General features: G+C 71.5%; 15 protein-coding genes and 1 riboswitch. Of the genes, 6 read left to right on the top strand and 9 right to left on the bottom strand.

Translation table 11 applies throughout. The features are described from left to right. Positions 1 to 127 precede the first annotated feature (127 nt). From IEQ44_RS09440 to IEQ44_RS16935, 5 genes are all read right to left on the bottom strand, one after another. Positions 128 to 460, bottom strand: coding sequence for a DUF3017 domain-containing protein (locus IEQ44_RS09440; RefSeq protein ID WP_193638221.1), 333 nt, complete (start codon positions 458 to 460; stop codon positions 128 to 130). Positions 461 to 474: 14 nt separating this feature from the next. Further along, positions 475 to 1,341, bottom strand: coding sequence for a bifunctional methylenetetrahydrofolate dehydrogenase/methenyltetrahydrofolate cyclohydrolase (locus IEQ44_RS09445; RefSeq protein ID WP_193638222.1), 867 nt, complete (start codon positions 1,339 to 1,341; stop codon positions 475 to 477). A gap of 22 nt (positions 1,342 to 1,363) precedes the next feature. Next, positions 1,364 to 2,938, bottom strand: coding sequence for a bifunctional phosphoribosylaminoimidazolecarboxamide formyltransferase/IMP cyclohydrolase (gene purH / locus IEQ44_RS09450; RefSeq protein ID WP_319804610.1), 1,575 nt, complete (start codon positions 2,936 to 2,938; stop codon positions 1,364 to 1,366). Between the two features lie 104 nt (positions 2,939 to 3,042). Continuing rightward, a riboswitch (ZMP/ZTP riboswitch) is annotated at positions 3,043 to 3,130 on the bottom strand. A gap of 12 nt (positions 3,131 to 3,142) precedes the next feature. Then, positions 3,143 to 3,766, bottom strand: a complete 624-nt coding sequence (purN, locus tag IEQ44_RS09455) for a phosphoribosylglycinamide formyltransferase (protein ID WP_319804593.1) — start codon at positions 3,764 to 3,766, stop codon at positions 3,143 to 3,145. Between the two features lie 10 nt (positions 3,767 to 3,776). Then, on the bottom strand, positions 3,777 to 5,051 hold the full coding sequence (locus IEQ44_RS16935; protein ID WP_227487246.1) for a cell division protein PerM: 1,275 nt from the start codon (positions 5,049 to 5,051) through the stop codon (positions 3,777 to 3,779). Positions 5,052 to 5,171: 120 nt separating this feature from the next. Between IEQ44_RS16935 and IEQ44_RS09460 the strand changes: the two genes are divergently transcribed. Beyond that, positions 5,172 to 7,022, top strand: a complete 1,851-nt coding sequence (locus tag IEQ44_RS09460; RefSeq protein ID WP_193638224.1) for a SigE family RNA polymerase sigma factor — start codon at positions 5,172 to 5,174, stop codon at positions 7,020 to 7,022. A gap of 126 nt (positions 7,023 to 7,148) precedes the next feature. Here IEQ44_RS09460 and sucD read toward each other — a convergent pair whose 3' ends face one another. Together sucD and sucC are read right to left on the bottom strand one after the other, a co-directional pair. Next, the gene (sucD, locus tag IEQ44_RS09465) at positions 7,149 to 8,030 is read right to left on the bottom strand and encodes a succinate--CoA ligase subunit alpha (RefSeq protein WP_193638225.1); all 882 of its coding nucleotides are present in this window, start codon (positions 8,028 to 8,030) and stop codon (positions 7,149 to 7,151) included. 17 nt (positions 8,031 to 8,047) lie between these two features. Continuing rightward, a complete protein-coding gene (gene sucC, locus IEQ44_RS09470; protein WP_193638226.1) occupies positions 8,048 to 9,229 on the bottom strand; it encodes an ADP-forming succinate--CoA ligase subunit beta in 1,182 nt (393 codons plus the stop codon). 379 nt (positions 9,230 to 9,608) lie between these two features. Between sucC and IEQ44_RS17690 the strand changes: the two genes are divergently transcribed. Continuing rightward, positions 9,609 to 10,631, top strand: a complete 1,023-nt coding sequence (locus tag IEQ44_RS17690) for a M23 family metallopeptidase (protein ID WP_193638227.1) — start codon at positions 9,609 to 9,611, stop codon at positions 10,629 to 10,631. A 132-nt stretch (positions 10,632 to 10,763) separates the two neighbouring features. Here the strand turns inward: IEQ44_RS17690 and pcrA are convergent, their stop codons facing one another. Beyond that, complete coding sequence (gene pcrA, locus IEQ44_RS09480; protein ID WP_193638228.1) at positions 10,764 to 13,241, bottom strand: DNA helicase PcrA; 2,478 nt, start codon at positions 13,239 to 13,241, stop codon at positions 10,764 to 10,766. Between pcrA and IEQ44_RS09485 the strand changes: the two genes are divergently transcribed. The 4 genes from IEQ44_RS09485 to IEQ44_RS09500 are packed head-to-tail and all read left to right on the top strand — an operon-like array spanning position 13,206 to position 16,750. After that, positions 13,206 to 14,240, top strand: coding sequence for an ABC transporter ATP-binding protein (locus tag IEQ44_RS09485; RefSeq protein ID WP_319804594.1), 1,035 nt, complete (start codon positions 13,206 to 13,208; stop codon positions 14,238 to 14,240). The two genes, pcrA and IEQ44_RS09485, sit on opposite strands and share 36 nt — an antisense overlap. Further along, positions 14,233 to 15,129 (top strand): ABC transporter permease, encoded by an 897-nt coding sequence (locus tag IEQ44_RS09490; RefSeq protein WP_193638229.1) that lies wholly within the window; start codon positions 14,233 to 14,235, stop codon positions 15,127 to 15,129. Before IEQ44_RS09485 ends, IEQ44_RS09490 begins: the two co-directional genes overlap by 8 nt. Next, complete coding sequence (locus IEQ44_RS09495) at positions 15,129 to 16,043, top strand: ABC transporter ATP-binding protein (protein WP_193638230.1); 915 nt, start codon at positions 15,129 to 15,131, stop codon at positions 16,041 to 16,043. The genes IEQ44_RS09490 and IEQ44_RS09495 overlap by 1 nt, the downstream gene beginning before the upstream one ends. Beyond that, on the top strand, positions 16,040 to 16,750 hold the full coding sequence (locus IEQ44_RS09500; RefSeq protein WP_193638231.1) for an ABC transporter permease subunit: 711 nt from the start codon (positions 16,040 to 16,042) through the stop codon (positions 16,748 to 16,750). Before IEQ44_RS09495 ends, IEQ44_RS09500 begins: the two co-directional genes overlap by 4 nt. Positions 16,751 to 16,806: 56 nt before the next feature. On the opposite strand, the gene IEQ44_RS09505 is transcribed toward IEQ44_RS09500, so the two are convergent. Next, positions 16,807 to 17,166, bottom strand: coding sequence for a hypothetical protein (locus IEQ44_RS09505; protein ID WP_193638232.1), 360 nt, complete (start codon positions 17,164 to 17,166; stop codon positions 16,807 to 16,809). Positions 17,167 to 17,178 lie beyond the last annotated feature (12 nt).

Raw genomic sequence — 17,178 nt, forward strand, 5'->3', positions numbered from 1 at the left:
CACGTACCTCGAACGAATACGCCATCGACAACAACTCCTCGAACCTCGAGGTGTTGCGTGACTACCTAGAACCCGCCCGCAGGATCACGACCATTTCGGTTGGTGCGTGAGGGAAGGCCGGGGAGGGTCAGACGGGCTGGTCGGGGATGCTGCTGGCCAACGCGATGAGCGCGGCGCCGGTGGCGAGGTAGAGGGAGGCGTCCGTGATCCGGCCTCGGACGGCGAACATGCCCGCCTCGGCCTCCGGCAGGGCCAGCCTCAGGACCCCGCCCGCCACCAGGGCGCCGGCGACCACCCGGACGCCGAGGCGCCACGAGACCAGTGCGACCAGCACGATCCCGGCCACGACCACGACCAGCATGGCGAGGTAGAGAGCACCACCCGTGGTCGAGGGATAGCGTCGCGGTCGCGCCGACTCCTCGGGATCGAGCGCAGGCACGTCGTGCCCCTCGTGTGCCACGGCGTCCTCCTCGTTCAGCCCCGCGAGGAGCGCGCCAGCTTCGCCTCCGCGATCGAGACCACGTTGGCGAGCAGCATCGCACGCGTCATCGGCCCCACCCCACCGGGGTTGGGCGACACGAACCCGGCCACGTCCCAGACGTCGTCGGCGAGGTCTCCGGCGATCTTGCCGTCGACACGCGAGACGCCCACGTCGAGCAGCGCCGCACCCGGCTTCACCATGTCACCGGTGATGATCCCCGGTACGCCCGCAGCGGCGACCACGATGTCGGCACGCCGCACGTGGGCGGCGAGGTCGACGGTGCCGGTGTGGCAGAGCGTGACCGTGGCGTTCTCCGAACGACGGGTCAGCAGCAGGCCCAGCGGACGACCGACGGTGACGCCGCGACCCACCACGACCACCTCGGCCCCGTTGATCTCCACGTCGTGGCGACGCAGCAGCTCGACGATGCCGTAGGGGGTGCACGGCAACGGAGCCTCCGTGCCGAGCACGAGCCAGCCGAGGTTGGTGGGGTGCAGGCCGTCGGCGTCCTTGGCCGGGTCGATCAGGCCGAGCACCCGGTTCTCGTCACGGCCGCGCGGCAGCGGGAGCTGCACGATGTAGCCGGTGCAGGACGGGTCCTCGTTGAGCTGGCGGACGGCGTCCTCGATCTCCTCCTGCGAGGCGGTCTCGGGCAGGTCGATCCGGATGGACTCGATGCCGACCTCGGCGCAGTCCTTGTGCTTGCCGCCGACGTACCACCGCGACCCCGGGTCGTCACCGACCAGGATCGTGCCGAGGCCGGGCGTGACGCCCTGCTCCTTGAGCGCGGTGATGCGCCCGCGCAGCTCCTCCTTGATCGCGGCCGCGGTGGCGGTGCCGTCGAGCGTGCGTGCAGTCATCAGCGTCGGGTCCTCTCGCGGATCAGTGGAAGAAGTGGCGGGTGCCGGTGAAGTACATCGTCACGCCGGCGGCCTTGCAGGCCTCGACGGTCAGCTCGTCGCGCACCGAGCCGCCGGGCTGGACGATCGCCTTCACGCCGGCGTCGATCAGGATCTGCGGGCCGTCCTCGAAGGGGAAGAAGGCGTCGGAGGCCGCCACCGAGCCGCGGGCGCGCTCGGCACCGTCCTCGGCGAGGGTGTTGGCACGCTCGACGGCCAGCTTGCAGGAGTCGACCCGGTTGACCTGACCCATGCCGATGCCGACCGAGCCGCCGTCCTTGGCGAGCAGGATCGCGTTGGACTTCGCGGCGCGCACGGCCTTCCAGGCGAAGGCCAGGTCACGCAGGGTGGCCTCGTCGGCCGCCTCCCCGGTCGCCAGCGTCCAGGTCGACGGGTCGTCACCCTCGGCCTGGAAGCGGTCGGCCTCCTGGACGAGCAGCCCGCCGGAGACCGGGCGGGTCTCGACACCGCTGGCGTCCTCGGTGCCGCAGACGAGGATGCGGATGTTCTTCTTCGCCTGGAGGATCTCCACGGCGCCGTCCTCGTAGCCGGGCGCCACGATGACCTCGGTGAAGACGTCGGCGACCTGGCGGGCCATCTCGACGGTGACCGGACGGTTGGAGGCGATGACGCCGCCGAAGGCGGAGACCGGGTCGCAGGCGTGGGCCAGGCGGTGGGCGGTCGCGACGTCGTCGGCGGTGGCCACCCCACACGGGTTGGCGTGCTTGATGATGGCGACCGCCGGACCCTCGAAGTCACCTGCGGCGCGGCGGGCCGCGTCGGTGTCGACGTAGTTGTTGTAGGACATCTCCTTGCCGTGCAGCTGCTCGGCGGCCGCCAGCCCGGTGCCCGAGCCGTCGGAGTAGATGGCCGCGCGCTGATGGGGGTTCTCGCCGTAGCGCAGCGTGTCCTGCTTGCTCCACGTGGCGCCGATCCAGGCGGGGAAGCCCGTCGAGGTGCCGGCTGCGTCGACCGAGGAGTCGGTGAGCACGTTGCCCATCCAGCTCGCCACCGCGACGTCGTAGGCGGCGGTGTGCACGAAGGCCTGGGCGGCCAGCTGCTTGCGCTCGGCGTAGGTGAAGCCGCCGGCGGCCACCGCGGCGAGCACCCGGTCGTACGCCTTGACGTCGGTGACGACGGCGACCGACGGGTGGTTCTTGGCGGCAGCGCGCACCATCGAGGGCCCACCGATGTCGATCTGCTCGACGCACTCGTCGGGGGTGGCGCCGGAGGCCACGGTCTGGGTGAAGGGGTAGAGGTTGACGACCACGAGGTCGAAGGGGGCGACGCCGAGCTCGTCGAGCTGGTCGACGTGGTCCTGGAGGCGGCGGTCGGCCAGGATGCCGGCGTGCACGCGGGGGTGCAGCGTCTTGACCCGGCCGTCGAGGCACTCGGGGAAGCCGGTGAGGTCCTCCACCTTCGTGACGGGCAGGCCGAGCTTCTCGATCAGGGCTGCGGAGCCGCCGGTGGAGACCAGCTCGACGCCGGCGTCGTGCAGACCGCGGACGAGCTCCTCCAGACCGGTCTTGTCGAAGACCGAGACCAGGGCCCGGCGGATCGGGACCTGCTTGTCGGCGCTGTGGTCATGTCCGCCAGAGGCGGGGAGGTCATGGGCGGGGGTGGCGGAAGACACTGCTTCTCCTCGGGTCGTCGTCACGTCGAAGAGAGCACCCAGGCGGTCGATGCTCGTCGGCGCCCCTGCGGGCCACTCCCCGGTGGTTGCCCACCTGCGCCAGTCGTGTGCTGACGATTCTAGGGGACGTCAGCCGATGCGTACGCGTCGGCCTTCGACCGCCCAGCCCTCACGCACCATGCGCCCCACGGAGTCGACGAGCATGGCGCGCTCGGCCACCTTGATGCGCTCGTGCAGGGTCTCGACGGTGTCGTCGTCGAGCACCTCGACCGCGCGCTGGTCGATGATCTGGCCGGTGTCCACACCGGGGTCGACGACGAAGAGCGTGCAGCCGGTCACCTTCACCCCGTAGGCCAGGGCGTCGGCCGGGCCGCTCGTGCCCGGGAAGGCCGGGGACAGCGCGGGGTGGGTGTTGACGACCCGGTGCTCGAAGGTCTGCAGGAACTCCTCGCTGACCAGCTTCATGAATCCGGCCAGCACCACGAGGTCGGGCTCGAAGCCGGCCACCGCGCGGCGCAGGGCCAGGTCCCAGGCGTCGCGGGAGTCGTGCTGCGAGACCTCCTTGACGAAGGTGGGGATGCCGGCCCGCTCCGCGCGGGCCAACCCCTCCACGTCGAACCGGTCGGAGCCGACCGCCACCACCTTGGCGCCGTAGACCGGGTCGTCGCAGGCGTCGAGCAGCGCCTGGAGGTTGGTGCCCGATCCGGACACGAGGACGACGAGGCGCGCGGGGGTGTGGTCTGCGGTGGGCACGCGCCGGATTCTAGGGGGCGGGCTCGACGGGCACCGACGTGTGCCGCTGCCACCACGTGATGGCCATGCCGCCGACGAGCGCTCCCAGCGCGAACCAGACGACGCCGTGGAGGGCGACCTGGGTCACCTCGACGCCGCTCTCGCGCAACCGGCCGGGGCCGAGCGCACCACCCGCGACCGCGCTGAGCAGCGCGAAGCCGGAAGCCGCCAGCAACCCGGCGCCGCAGCTGCGCAGGGCGCCTTCGTCCCACCGCAGGGTGGGGCGTTCGCTCTGGTGGCGCCACGCCGCCGACGCGGCCACCGCGATCGCCACCGCCGGGGCCGCCGACCACCAGGCGGGCGTGGCACCGGGGTCAGGGAGGGCGGCGAGGAGCGGCATCAGGGGCAGCGGGCCCAGGGTCACGTGCGCGGGGGCCACCGCGGTCGCCGAGCCCACGGCGAAACCGGGCCCCAGGAGGAAGGCCCCGCCCAGCAGCGTCGCGTTGGGCAGGAAAGCCACGTTGAGCACCAGCAGCTGCAGGGTCTCCCCCGCCGAGAGGTCCAGGGTCTGCACCGTGTCGATGGCCTGCCCCAGCCCCAGGCCGAGGGCCACGACGACGAGCAGCAGGCAGGTGAGCAGCCACCACACCAGCATCCGCCGGGCCGTGCTCACCGCGTGGCGCAGCACCGGCGGCAGCTGGGAGGCCCAGGCGGCCGCGCGACCCGACCCGGTCGCGACCGCGGGGCCCGCGAGCCCCACCACGAGCAGGAGGGCGACGCCGAGCACGCGGGCGCCCCGCGGGTCGAACGTCGGGCTGCTGAGGAGGTTGAGGACCACCGCGGTGGTCGTCAGGTAGGCCGCGGCGAAACCGAGGAGGGCGACGGGCACGGTCCAGTCCCGCTCGCCGTCGCCCAACCGGTGGGCGTCCGGGCCGTGCGCCCAGACGCGCTCCCCCAGTCGCTGGGCGCTGCGCCACACCCACCCGGCGACGAGCAGCGTGGCCGCCAGCGGAACCACCGTCACGGCGACGCCGTCGACGGAGAAGCCGGAGCCGTGGGCCACCAGCCACCCGACGGCTCCGCGGTGCACCGCGTCCCCGGCACTGCCGTGCGCGCCGGCGTCGCTGAGGTACCAGGCACCGAGCCCCAGCACCGCGGCGAGCAGGAGAGGTCCGGCGACCGCCGACAGGCCATGCACCACGCCCCAGGTGAGCGCCGACCTGGGCCGGAACGACTCCTCCCGCGAGGGGGTGGCCCGCAGGACGGTGGTGACCTCTGCGGCGGACGGAGGAAGTGTGGGTGCCATGACCCCGCCATCATCGCCGCTGAGCCCGGGCCTCGGGGACAGGCACGCCGCCGAACAGGCACGCCGCGTGGTGCGTCGAGGTGCGACCTCTGGGCCGGGCGTCGTACGGTTGTCGACGCCATGGATCCCGCCGCCGAGTTCGACGCCCTCTACAAGGACGTCCGTGACCGCCTCCTCGTCGAGGCGTACGCCCTGACCGGCGACCTGGGGGTCTCCCGGACGGCGGTGCGCGACGCCTTCGCCGTCGCCTGGCACCACTGGCACAACGTGCAGCGTGTGCAGGACAAGGTGGGCTGGCTGCGCCCCCACGTGTGGCGCCGCGCCCGCAACCGCCACCAGGCCCGACCCTGGCACCGTGAGCGCCACCTGGCCGAAGGCGTCTCGCGCACGCTCGAGGCGCTCAACGGCCTCTCCCTCAACCAGCGCAAGGCCCTGGTGCTGACCCACCTCTCCCCCGTCGCCCCCGCGGAGGCGGCCCGCGAGATCGGCGTCACGACCACCGCGGCCCAGACCCTGCTCTCCTCCGCGACGACCGAGTTCGCCTCGGCGCGGGGGTGCGAGGTCGACGCCGTGGGCGGCTGCCTGGAGGAGCTGCGAACCGCCGCCACCGGACGGTGGCCCCGCTCCAGCATCGTGCGTCGCGCCGGCACCGCACGACGACGTACGCACGCGGTCGGGGGCGTGCTCGCGACCCTGGCGCTCGTGGTCGCCAGCGGCACCCTCGTGGCGCAGGGCAGCGACGACGACGCCGCCCTCTCCGACCAGGGGTTCAGCCGCCGCCCGGTGAAGGTGGACACCGCACCGCCCGTGCCGGTGCTGGCCTCCGAGGTGCTGCTGGAGAGCGGTCAGGTCGAAAGGGTCGACCGGGGCCTGCAGTGGCGCACCGTCGACACCCACGACAACACCACGGGCAACGGCCTGGTGCTCCCCTGCCAGCGCGCCAGCTTCGCCGACCCCGACGGCCTGGGGGCGTACGTCCGCACCTTCGAGGGCACCCCGGCGAAACGCCGCGGCAAGGCGGGCCCGGCGACCGCCGTGCAGATGGTCGAGCTCTCCCGCACCGCCGACGAGGCCAAGGAGGCCTACCGCACGGCGCTGGGCTGGTTCACCGGGTGCAGCGCCCCGCGCACCCAGCTGATGGGCGTGCACGCCCTGCCATCGGTGGGCGACCAGGCCGGCGTCGTCACGCTGCGCACCTGGCGCGGCGCACGCCGCACCGTCCAGGTGGCCGTCGCCCGCACCGGACAGCTCACCACCACCACCGTCTCCGACACACCAGGCTGGCGCCCGTCGCCCGTGCCGGCCGCCTCCCTGCTGGGGGCGTCGGTCAACGCCCTCTGCGGCACCCAGGGGGCCGACTCCTGCGCCGCACCACCGCGACCGAAGGCGAAGCAGGTGCCCGTCGCCGGCATCGTGCCGGGCATGCTCAGCGAGTTCGACCTGCCCCCCATGGACACGAAGGAACCCTGGGCCGGCACCGCACCGAAGAAGGCCGTGGAGAACCGCGCGGCCACCCGGTGCGACAACACGTCCTTCACCGCGAAGAACATCAAGCACGACCTCACCCGCACGTTCCTCTTCCCGAAGGCCGCGAAGCGGAACCCGAGCTTCGGCCTCACCCAGACCGTGGGGATGACCCGCAACGCGCGGCAGGCCCGACGCTTCGTCGAGCGGGTGCGCACCAAGATCGCCCGCTGCGCCGAGGACGACCCGGGCACCGAGGTGACGCGCCTGGTCGACCGGCGCTCCAAGCGCACCGAGGTCACCGCCTGGGGTCTCGACATCGACCTGCCCGACGACCGCAACCTGCAGTTCCTCATGGTGATCAGCAGGCACGGCCGCTCGGTCTCCCAGGTCGGCTTCGTGCCGGCCGGACGGCTGCAGATGTCGCGCCAGGACTTCACCGCCCTCGCCGAACGCGCGCAGGAGCGACTGCCCCGGCTGCGGCTCGGCGCCCAGACCTCTGACTGAGTCACCCGGCCTCGCGCCACGGGACTCGCCCCACGCGCCTCGCGCAGCGGGGCACGAACGTCCTCGGCAACGACGAACGCCCCGGCCGATGGCCGGGGCGTTCGCGGTGTCGCTCGACGAGGTGCGTCAGAGGGACTGCATGATCTCGCGCATCAGCTCGGCGGTCTCGGACGGCGTCTTGCCGACCTTCACGCCAGCGGCCTCGAGGGCCTCCTTCTTCGCCTGCGCGGTGCCCGAGGAGCCCGAGACGATGGCGCCGGCGTGGCCCATGGTCTTGCCCTCCGGGGCGGTGAAGCCCGCGACGTAGCCGACGACCGGCTTGGTCACGTGCTCCTTGATGTAGGCCGCGGCCCGCTCCTCGGCGTCGCCGCCGATCTCGCCGATCATCACGATCGCCTTGGTCTCCGGGTCGTTCTCGAAGGCCTCGAGGGCGTCGATGTGCGTGGTGCCGATGATCGGGTCTCCGCCGATGCCGATGGCGGTGGTGAAGCCGAAGTCACGCAGCTCGTACATCATCTGGTAGGTCAGCGTGCCCGACTTCGAGACCAGGCCGATCGGACCCTTGCCCGCGATGGTGTGCGGGGTGATGCCGGCCAGCGACTCGCCGGGGCTGATGATGCCCGGGCAGTTGGGGCCGATCATGCGGGTCTTCTTGCCCTGCAGGTACTGGAACACCTCAGCGGTGTCCTGGACCGGCACGCCCTCGGTGATGACCACCAGGAGCGGGATCTCGGCGTCGATGGCCTCGATGCAGGCGTCCTTGGTGAACGCCGGCGGCACGAAGGCGACGGACACGTCGGCGCCGGTCTCCTTCATGGCCTCCTCGACGGTGCCGAAGACCGGGAGGGTCTCACCGTTGAGCTCGACCGTGGTGCCGGCCTTGCGGGCGTTGACACCACCGACGATGTTGGCGCCCGACTGGAGCATCAGGTCGGTGTGCTTGGAGCCCATGCCACCGGTGATGCCCTGGACGATGATCTTGGAGTCCTTGTTCAGGTAGATCGTCATTTCAAGTTCTCCTTGTCTCAGGCGCTCTGCTTGGCGGAGTTGGCCAGCTCGGCGGCCTTGTCGGCCGCACCGTCCATCGTGTCGACCAGCGTCACCAGCGGGTGGTTCGCGTCGTTGAGGATGCGACGACCCTCCTCGACGTTGTTGCCGTCGAGACGCACGACCAGCGGCTTGGAGGCCTCGTCACCGAGGATCTCCAGCGCGCCGACGATGCCGTTGGCGACCTCGTCGCACGCGGTGATGCCACCGAAGACGTTGACGAAGACGCTCTTGACCTGGGGGTCGTGGAGGATCACGTCGAGGCCGTCGGCCATCACCTTGGCGTTGGCGCCGCCACCGATGTCGAGGAAGTTGGCGGGCTTGACGCCACCGTGGGCCTCACCGGCGTAGGCGACGACGTCGAGGGTCGACATGACCAGGCCCGCGCCGTTGCCGATGATGCCGACCTGGCCGTCGAGCTTGACGTAGTTGAGGCCCTTGTCCTTGGCCTTCGACTCCAGCGGGTCGGCCTCTTCGCGGATCTCGAAGTCGGCGTGGTGCGGGTGACGCACCTCGGAGGCGTTCTCGTCGAGCGACACCTTGCCGTCGAGGGCCTCCAGCTTGTCGCCCTCGAGGCGAGCCAGAGGGTTGACCTCGACGAGGGTGGCGTCCTCCTCGACGTAGACCTGCCACAGCTTCTGGACCATCTCGATGGCCTGGTCGCGCAGCTCGGCCGGGAACTTGGCCTCGTCGACGATCGCGGCGGCCTTCTCCGGGGTGACGCCCTCGAGGGCGTCGATGCGGATCTGGCGCACGGCCTCGGGGTTGGTCTTGGCGACCTCCTCGATCTCCACACCACCCTCGACCGACGCGATGCAGAGGTGACCACGGTTGGCACGGTCCAGCAGGAAGGAGAAGTAGTACTCCTCCACCGGCGGGGTCGCCGGGGTGACCAGGACACGGTTCACCGTGAGGCCCTTGATCTCCATGCCGAGGATGGCCTTGGCGTACTCGTACGCCTCGTCCGCGGTCTTGGCGATCTTGACGCCGCCGGCCTTGCCGCGGCCACCGGCCTTGACCTGCGCCTTGACGACGGTCACGCCGCCGATCTTCTCTGCGGCGGCCTTGGCGTCCTCGGCGGTCTCGACGACCTCACCGAGGGTCGTTGCGACGCCGTGCTTGGCGAAGAGCTCCTTCGCCTGGTACTCCATCAGGTCCACGAATCCACCCAATTCTCTAGGTTCGCGAGCGCGCGGGCTGCCCCGAACGGCGTTCAGGGAGGCGCGTTCCAACCTCCGCACACTAAACCGACCCCGGGGCGCAGCGCGATTTCGAGACGACCGCTGAGGCGTGCGTGTGACGGGTGTCACGCCGCGTCGTCGGCAATGCCACGAGGTGGGGCGTGCGTGAGGTCGACCACGCCACGCGCGCCGACCCACGGCCGGTGGGTGTGGGATTCGCCGGTTTGCCTGCGAGCACGGGCGCCGCTGTTCCACAATCGTCAAACCTGAGGATTACCCCGAGGTGGCGGCTTCAACTAGAGTCTCCCGGGTTGCCCTCGGCGACATGCCCCGCCCCCGATCTCAGAGGTGCTCCTACATGGGAAACCATCGAGCTGAACGCGGCTCACGCCGGCCAGCCTCGGCGGAACGTGCCCGCAAGCCCCTCCAGACCCGGAACGCCCCCCAGGGCGGCGCCCGCAAGGCGCCTGCCCCGGCGAGCCGGGTCTCTCACGTTTCCGAGCCTGTCGCCACACCCACCATGCCCAGCCCCTACGCGGCTGAAACCATCGATGTCGCAGTTCCTGCCCGACTTCCCTCCGCAGCCTCGGTCGACCGCTCGACCAGCCCCGCCGCCGGCAAGCGCCGCGCCGCCAGGCGCGCAGCCTCCCGCGGGCCCCTCTTCCGGGGCCTGCCCTCCCTGCCCGTCGTGGCGGGTGCCGCCGCCCTGACCGTCTCCATCGCCGGAGCCGTGGTCGGGCCGGGCCTGGCGCAGGACACCGTCGCTGCCCCCGACGTCGCCGCCGCCAACGCGTTGACCGACGCCTCGGCCGTGCTCGCCGACCGCGGCGAGGTCGTCAGCCGTGACTCGCGCCGCGAGGCGAAGGCCGAGCAGTCCGACGCCAAGCGCATGGCCGCCGCCGAGGCCGCGGCCAACGCCCGCTCCAAGACCCTGCAGACGCTCCACGCGCAGGCCAACCGCGAGGCCGCGAAGATCGAGGCCAACCAGTGGCACATGCCGGTCTCCGGCTACCGCCTCTCGGCCACCTTCGGCCTCTCCAGCTACCTGTGGTCCACGGTGCACACCGGGCTCGACTTCGCCGCCCCCTCCGGCACCCCGCTCGTCGCGGTCGCCAACGGCACCATCACCGAGGTCACCACCCACCCGTCCTACGGCTACATGACCGTGCTCACCCTCGAGGACGGCACGGAGATCTGGTACTGCCACCAGTCCACCGTGGGCGTCTCGGTCGGCCAGACGGTCACCGGTGGCGACGTCATCGGCGCCGTCGGCAGCACCGGCAACTCCACCGGGCCGCACCTCCACCTGGAGATCCGCCCCGGTGGCGGCGACCCGGTCGACCCCTACAGCACGCTGCTGGCCCACGGCCTCCAGCCCTGACCGTCAGGGGCCTGCCTCGCGAAGGGGCTTCGCCTCGACTCCACAACGCGGCCCGTTGGTGTCACCTCGCGACACCAACGGGCCGCGTTGTCGTGAGGGCGTCGAGCCGTGTCGTGGACCGATCCGGTGGCCTCAGAGCTTCTCGAGGGGCGCGTAACGCAGCAGCAGGCGCTTGACGCCCGCCGACCCGAAGTCGACGGAGGCCACCGACTTCTCCGCCACGCCCTCGAGCGCGACCACGGTGCCCATCCCGAACGAGTCGTGCACCACCCGGTCGCCGGGGGCCAACGACGGGATCTCCCTCGCCGAGGTGGCCTTCGAGACCGCGTCGAGCCGGGCCGCTGCGGAGGAGAAGTTGCGACGCCCGGCGGCGGTGGGGGCTCCCATCGGCGCGGACGCGCCGCGGGAGTACTCGGTGCGGGGGCGTGGGGCCATCTGCGCCGTGCGCTTCCAGTCCACCAGGTCGACGGGGAACTCGTCGATGAAGCGGGAGGCCGGGTTGTGCGACGGCGCACCCCAGGCCGAGCGGACGACCGCGCGGGAGACGTACAGCTTCTGCCGCGCGCGGGTGATGCCGACGTAGGCGAGACGACGCTCCTCCTCCAGCTCGCTCGCGTCGCCCAGGGCACGCATGTGGGGGAAGACGCCGTCCTCCAGCCCGGTGAGGAAGACGATGGGGAACTCGAGCCCCTTCGCCGTGTGCAGCGTCATCAGGGTGACCACGCCCGCGGTGTCGTCGGCGTCGGGAATCTGGTCGCTGTCGGCCACCAGGGCCACCCGCTCCAGGAAGTCACCGAGCCCCGGGGAGACGGTGCCGGCCTCGACGTCGGTCGGGTCGGCCGACGGGCCCGCCTGAGGGTCTTCGGCGAACTCCCGCGCCACGGCGACGAGCTCGGCTAGGTTCTCCACGCGGGTGCCGTCCTGCGGGTCGTCGGAGGCCTCCAGCTCGGCCAGGTAGCCGGAACGGTCGAGGATCGTCTCCAGGATGACGTCGGGACGCTCGTCGGCCTCGACCATCTGGGCGACCTCGGTCATCACGTCGACGAAGCCCTGGATGTTCTTCAGCGACCGCGTCGCGATGCCCGGCGCCAGGTGGGCCTTCGTCAACGCCTCGAAGAAGGTGATCCGTTCCCGCTCGGCGTAGGCGGAGACGCAGGCCTCGGCCCGGTCGCCGATGCCACGCTTGGGGGTGTTGAGGATGCGCCGCAGCGAGATCTCGTCAGCCGGGTTGACCAGCACCCGCAGGTAGGCCAGCGCGTCGCGGACCTCCTTGCGCTCGTAGAACCGGACGCCGCCGACGACCTTGTAGGGCTGCCCGGTGCGCATGAAGATCTCCTCGAAGACCCGCGACTGCGCGTTGGTGCGGTAGAAGACGGCCACGTCACCGGGCCGGGCTCCGGCGTCGACGAGCCGGTCGATCTCGTCGGAGACGAACCGGGCCTCGGCGTGCTCGTCGTCGGCGACCCAACCGACGATCTTGTCGCCGTCGCCCGCATCGGTCCACAGCCGCTTGGGCTTGCGGCCCTTGTTGTGCCCGATGACCTGGTTGGCGGTGGCCAGGATCGTCTGCGTCGAGCGGTAGTTCTGCTCCAGGAGGATCGAGGTCGCGTCGGCGAAGTCCTTCTCGAAGTCGAGGATGTTGCGGATGTTGGCGCCCCGGAAGGCATAGATCGACTGGTCGGCGTCACCCACGACCATCAGCTCCGCAGGAGCGACGCGCTGCGCCGAGCCGTCGTCCTCCGGGTCGTGGGCACAGAGCTGGTGGATCAACGCGTACTGCGCGTGGTTGGTGTCCTGGTACTCGTCGACGAGCACGTGACGGAAGCGGCGCCGGTAGGTCTCGCGCACGTCGGGGAAGGCCATGAAGAGGTGGACAGTGGCCATGATCAGGTCGTCGAAGTCCATCGCGTTGGCCTCGGAGAGCCGCCGCTGGTAGGTGCGGTACGCCCGGGCGTACGCCTCCTCGAAGGCGTTGGAGGCCTGCTTGGCGGCCTCGTCGACATCGACCAGCTCGTTCTTGCGGTCGGAGATCCAGTTGAGCACCGCGTTGGGCTGGTACTTCTTCGGGTCGAGCTCGAGCTCCTTGAGCACGAGACCCATGAGGCGCTTGGAGTCGGCGGCGTCGTAGATCGAGAAGCTCGCCTTGTAGCCCAGCTTGTCGGCCTCCTTGCGCAGGATGCGCACGCAGGCGGAGTGGAAGGTCGAGACCCACATCAGGCGGGCCCGCTTGCCGACCAGCTCCTCGACGCGCTCCTTCATCTCGGCCGCGGCCTTGTTGGTGAAGGTGATCGCCAGGATCGAGCCGGGGTGGGCCCCGCGCTCGGCGACCAGCCAGGCGATGCGGCGGGTCAGCACCCGCGTCTTGCCCGACCCCGCCCCGGCCACCACCAGCAGCGGCGCCCCCTCGTGGACGACGGCCGCGCGCTGCGGGTCGTTGAGACCCTCGAGCAGCTGCTCACGCGAAGCCGCACGCGGACCGCGCTCGACGCGCGCTTCGTCACCACCCTCGACGGCGGAGGACCGAGACTGCCCGCCCGCCGCCTCGCCCGAACCGGACCCACCGGAGGGCTGCAGGTGCTCGAGACCGGGGATGGTGAAGGGGCTGTTCATGATGGCGCCAGCCTACGGCCCGGCGCCGACACCTCGGGCGTCCGCGACCGCTACGGTGAACCGGTGCACGACACGACACCGGTCATCACCACGACGGGCCTGGGCATGGACTTCGGCCGGGTGGTGGCCCTGGAGGACCTCTCCCTGCAGATCGGCACCGGCGTGACCGGCCTCGTCGGCGCCAACGGCGCAGGCAAGTCGACGCTGATCAAGATCCTCCTCGGACTCCAGACCCCCACCGCGGGCAGTGCCACGGTGCTGGGCCACGACGTGGCCACCGCGTCCCACGCGATCCGGCGGGTCGTCGGCTACATGCCCGAGCACGACTGCCTGCCCCCGGACGTCTCCGCCAGCGACTTCGTCGTGCACCTGGCCCGCATGTCGGGCCTGCCCCACGCCCCCGCGCGGGAGCGGACCGCCGACATCCTTCGCATCGTCGGTCTCGCCGAGGAGCGCTACCGCCTCCTGGGCACCTACTCCACCGGCATGAAGCAGCGCGCCAAGCTCGCCCAGGCCCTGGTGCACGACCCGCAGCTGGTGATGCTGGACGAGCCGACCAACGGCCTGGACCCCGCCTCGCGCCACGACATGTTGGCGCTCGTGCGCCGCATCGGCACCGACTTCGACATCCCGGTGCTGGTGACCTCGCACCTGCTCGGCGAGCTGGAGAAGGTCAGCGACCACGTCGTCGTGCTCGACGGCGGCCACCTGCTGCGCGCCTCGGCGACCAGCCAGTTCCTCGACGCCACCGGCGCCCTGCTGGTCGAGGTGCTCGGGGGTGCGGCGGAGCGCGACCGACTGGGTGAGGCCCTGGCCGCCGCAGGCCTCCCGTGCCGGCCGGCGGGGCGGAGCGTACGCATCGACCCGCCGCCCGAGAGCCTCGACGCGCACCGCGTCGTGCGCGACACCGTGGCCGACCTCGGCCTCGGCCTCGTCCGCGTCCAGGAGGACCACGGCCACCTCGAGGACGTCTTCACCGCCGGAGGTCCCCGTGGCTGACCCCCGCAGCGACACCGCCCCGCGCGGTGTCATCCACGACATCGGCTACCGCTCCTACCAGGGCCCGCGTGAGGGCGACGGCAGGATCGCGCTCGCCCTCTACGTGACGGCGTTGCGCCACGCGTTCGGCCTGGGCCGCTCGGGCCGCTCCAAGGTGCTGCCCGTCATCCTCGTCGTCCTGGCGATGCTGCCGGCCGTCGTCATGGTCGGCGTGCTGGCCTTCGTCGGCGCCGACGAGCCCCTCCTGAGCCCGCTGGGCTACACCAACGCGGTGCAGGTGCTGGTGAGCATCTTCGCGGCGGCCCAGGCCCCGGTGATCTTCTCCCGCGACCTGCGCAGCCGCTCGATCGCGCTCTACCTGGCGCGGCCCCTGGGCGCGGCGACCTTCGCCCTGGCCCGGCTCGCCGCCCTGGTCACCGCGATCCTGCTCTTCGTGCTCGTGCCGCAGCTGCTCCTCTTCGCCGGGGGCCTGCTCGCCGGCCTCGACGTCGGCGAGGAGACGCTCGCGCTGCTCGAGGCGCTGCCGGTCGACCTGCTCATCGCCACCCTGCTCGGCAGCATCACCGGCCTCGTCGCCAGCATCGCCCTGCGACGCGGCTTCGCCGTGGTCTCCTCGGTGCTGGTGCTGGTGGTGCTGCACACGGTCGTGACCTCGATCCAGTTCGTCACCGCCGAGACGTCGGCGAGCGACACCATCGGGCAGCTGGCGGGGCTCCTCTCCCCGTGGGCCATCGTCAACGGGGTGACCGACGTGCTCGACGCAGGCGTGGAGTCGGCCACCCCGCCCGAAGGCGCCGCCATGGTCGCTCTCTACGTCGCGGTGGCTCTGCTGGTGGTGGCCGCCTGCGCCGCCGGCCTGGTGCAGCGCTTCAGGAAGGCGGGTCGCTGATGGCCGAGATCGTGCTCGACCGGGTCTCCCGGTGGTTCAACAACGTGGTCGCCGTCAACGACGTCACGATGCGCATCACCCCGGGGGTCACCGGCCTGCTCGGACCGAACGGGGCCGGCAAGACGACCCTGATGGCGATGATGTCCGGCTTCCTGGCGCCCTCCAGCGGCCAGGTGCTGCTCGACGGCCAACCGGTCTGGCGCCACACCGACTCCTACCGCAGCCTGGGCCTGGTCCCGGAGCGGGAGATCAGCTTCGGCTACCTGACGGGACGACGGTTCGTGCGGGCCAACGCCGAGCTCCAGGGCCTCGACGACCCGGGCGCCGCGACCGAGCAGGCGTTGGCGCGCGTCGACATGGTGGAGCCGGCCGACCGCCGCATCGGCACCTACTCCAAGGGCATGCGCCAGCGGGTCAAGATCGCGGCGGCGCTGGTGCACGAGCCGCCCGTGCTGCTGCTCGACGAACCCTTCAACGGCGTCGACCCGCGTCAGCGCCTGCAGTTGATGGACCTGCTGCGCGAGATGGGTGAGGACGGGCGCACCATCCTCTTCTCCTCCCACATCCTGGAGGAGGTCGAGCGGCTGGCCCGCCACATCGAGGTGGTGGTCGCCGGACGGCACGCCGCCTCGGGTGACTTCAGCGCGATCCGCCGGTTGATGACCGACCGCCCGGTCCAGTACTTCCTGCGCACCTCCGACGACCGTGCGCTGGCCACCGCGATGGTGGCCGACCCGTCGGTGCGGGCGGTCCGGTTCTCCACCGGGCGCGGACTCGACGTCGAGGTCTCCGACCTCGGCACCTTCGTGCACGCGCTGCCCGTGTGGGCCCGGGACCACGACATCACGTTGCTCGAGGTCACGCCCAGTGACGAGTCCCTCGAGAGCGTCTTCTCCTACCTGGTGAGCCGATGAACCCCACGATCGTGCGCCTCGCGCTGGCCGCCCTGCTGGGGCGCAAGCGTTTCGTGCTGCTCCTGCTCTTCCCGGCGGCGCTCCTCGCACTGACCCTCGTCGTGCGCCAGGTCGCACCCGCCCCCTCCGACGCCACCGACGTGCTCTTCGGCGTCGGGCTCTCCCTGGTGCTTCCCCTGCTGGCCCTGGTCGCCGCGACCGCGGTGATGGGCCCCGAGGTGGACGACGGATCCTTGGTCTACCTGCTCGCCAAGCCGGTCAGTCGCCACGCGGTGGCGTTCAGCAAGTACGTGGTCGCGCTCGCTGCGGTGCTCGTCCTGAGCCCCGTGATGCTCCTGCTGGTCGGTGCGGCCGTCGACCCCGACGACCTGGACCGTACGCTCGCCCGCGCGGCCGGCGCGGCGCTGTCCGCGGCCGCGTACACGGCGCTCTTCCTCGCGCTCAGCACCGTGTGGAAGCACGCCGTGGTCGCGGGGCTGCTCTTCGTGCTGCTGTGGGAGGGCACGCTCTCGTCCATCTTCTCGGGCGTCTCGTGGCTCAGCGTGGGCCAGTGGGGGCAGCGCGTCGCCGCGGCGATCGACCCCGACCTCTACCGCGCCGACGTCAGCATGACCTGGTCCCTGGCCGCACTGGCGCTGGTCACCGTGGGCGGGGTCTGGTTCTCCGGTGACCGACTGCGGTCGTTCTCACTGCGCGGCGACGACTGACGGCCGCCGCCCGGAGGGGCGACGGCCGTCAGGAGAGTTCGGGTGGACGCAGACGATCAGTAGGCGTGGCCGCCACTCCAGAAGAGCGCGAGCACGACGTTGAGCAGGGTCAGGCCCAGCAGCGCGAAGTAGAGGCCGTTGGGGATGCGCGGCTTGCGCAGGTTGGCCATCACCAGCACGAGCACCACCAGGTTGACGAGGAACTTCACGCCGATCTTCATGTGGTTGACGTCGCCGTCGCCGGCCTCGAGCAGACCGACCAGCACGATGCCCGCCACGAAGGCCGTGCCGACGCCGTCGCGGATCACGCCGGTGATGCGCTTCTCGGGGTCGCGCGCCTGGGCCAGGAGGCCACCGAGCAGCGCGGCGATGCCGACGAGGTGGAGGAGGAGGACGATGAGACCCACGGTGTTCATGCCGGCGAATCT

This window comes from Nocardioides malaquae, assembly GCF_015070385.1.
GTDB classification, from domain to species: Bacteria; Actinomycetota; Actinomycetes; order Propionibacteriales; family Nocardioidaceae; genus Nocardioides; species Nocardioides malaquae.

Excerpts from the sequence above, each read along its gene's own strand:
- IEQ44_RS09445 (WP_193638222.1), bottom strand. The coding sequence starts at position 1,341 with ATGACTGCACGCACGCTCGACGGCACCGCCACCGCGGCCGCGATCAAG.
- IEQ44_RS16935 (WP_227487246.1), bottom strand. The coding sequence starts at position 5,051 with ATGGCACCCACACTTCCTCCGTCCGCCGCAGAGGTCACCACCGTCCTG.
- IEQ44_RS09460 (WP_193638224.1), top strand. The coding sequence starts at position 5,172 with ATGGATCCCGCCGCCGAGTTCGACGCCCTCTACAAGGACGTCCGTGAC.
- sucD (WP_193638225.1), bottom strand. The coding sequence starts at position 8,030 with ATGACGATCTACCTGAACAAGGACTCCAAGATCATCGTCCAGGGCATC.
- IEQ44_RS17690 (WP_193638227.1), top strand. The coding sequence starts at position 9,609 with ATGGGAAACCATCGAGCTGAACGCGGCTCACGCCGGCCAGCCTCGGCG.
- pcrA (WP_193638228.1), bottom strand. The coding sequence starts at position 13,241 with ATGAACAGCCCCTTCACCATCCCCGGTCTCGAGCACCTGCAGCCCTCC.
- IEQ44_RS09495 (WP_193638230.1), top strand. The coding sequence starts at position 15,129 with ATGGCCGAGATCGTGCTCGACCGGGTCTCCCGGTGGTTCAACAACGTG.
- IEQ44_RS09500 (WP_193638231.1), top strand. The coding sequence starts at position 16,040 with ATGAACCCCACGATCGTGCGCCTCGCGCTGGCCGCCCTGCTGGGGCGC.
- IEQ44_RS09505 (WP_193638232.1), bottom strand. The coding sequence starts at position 17,166 with ATGAACACCGTGGGTCTCATCGTCCTCCTCCTCCACCTCGTCGGCATC.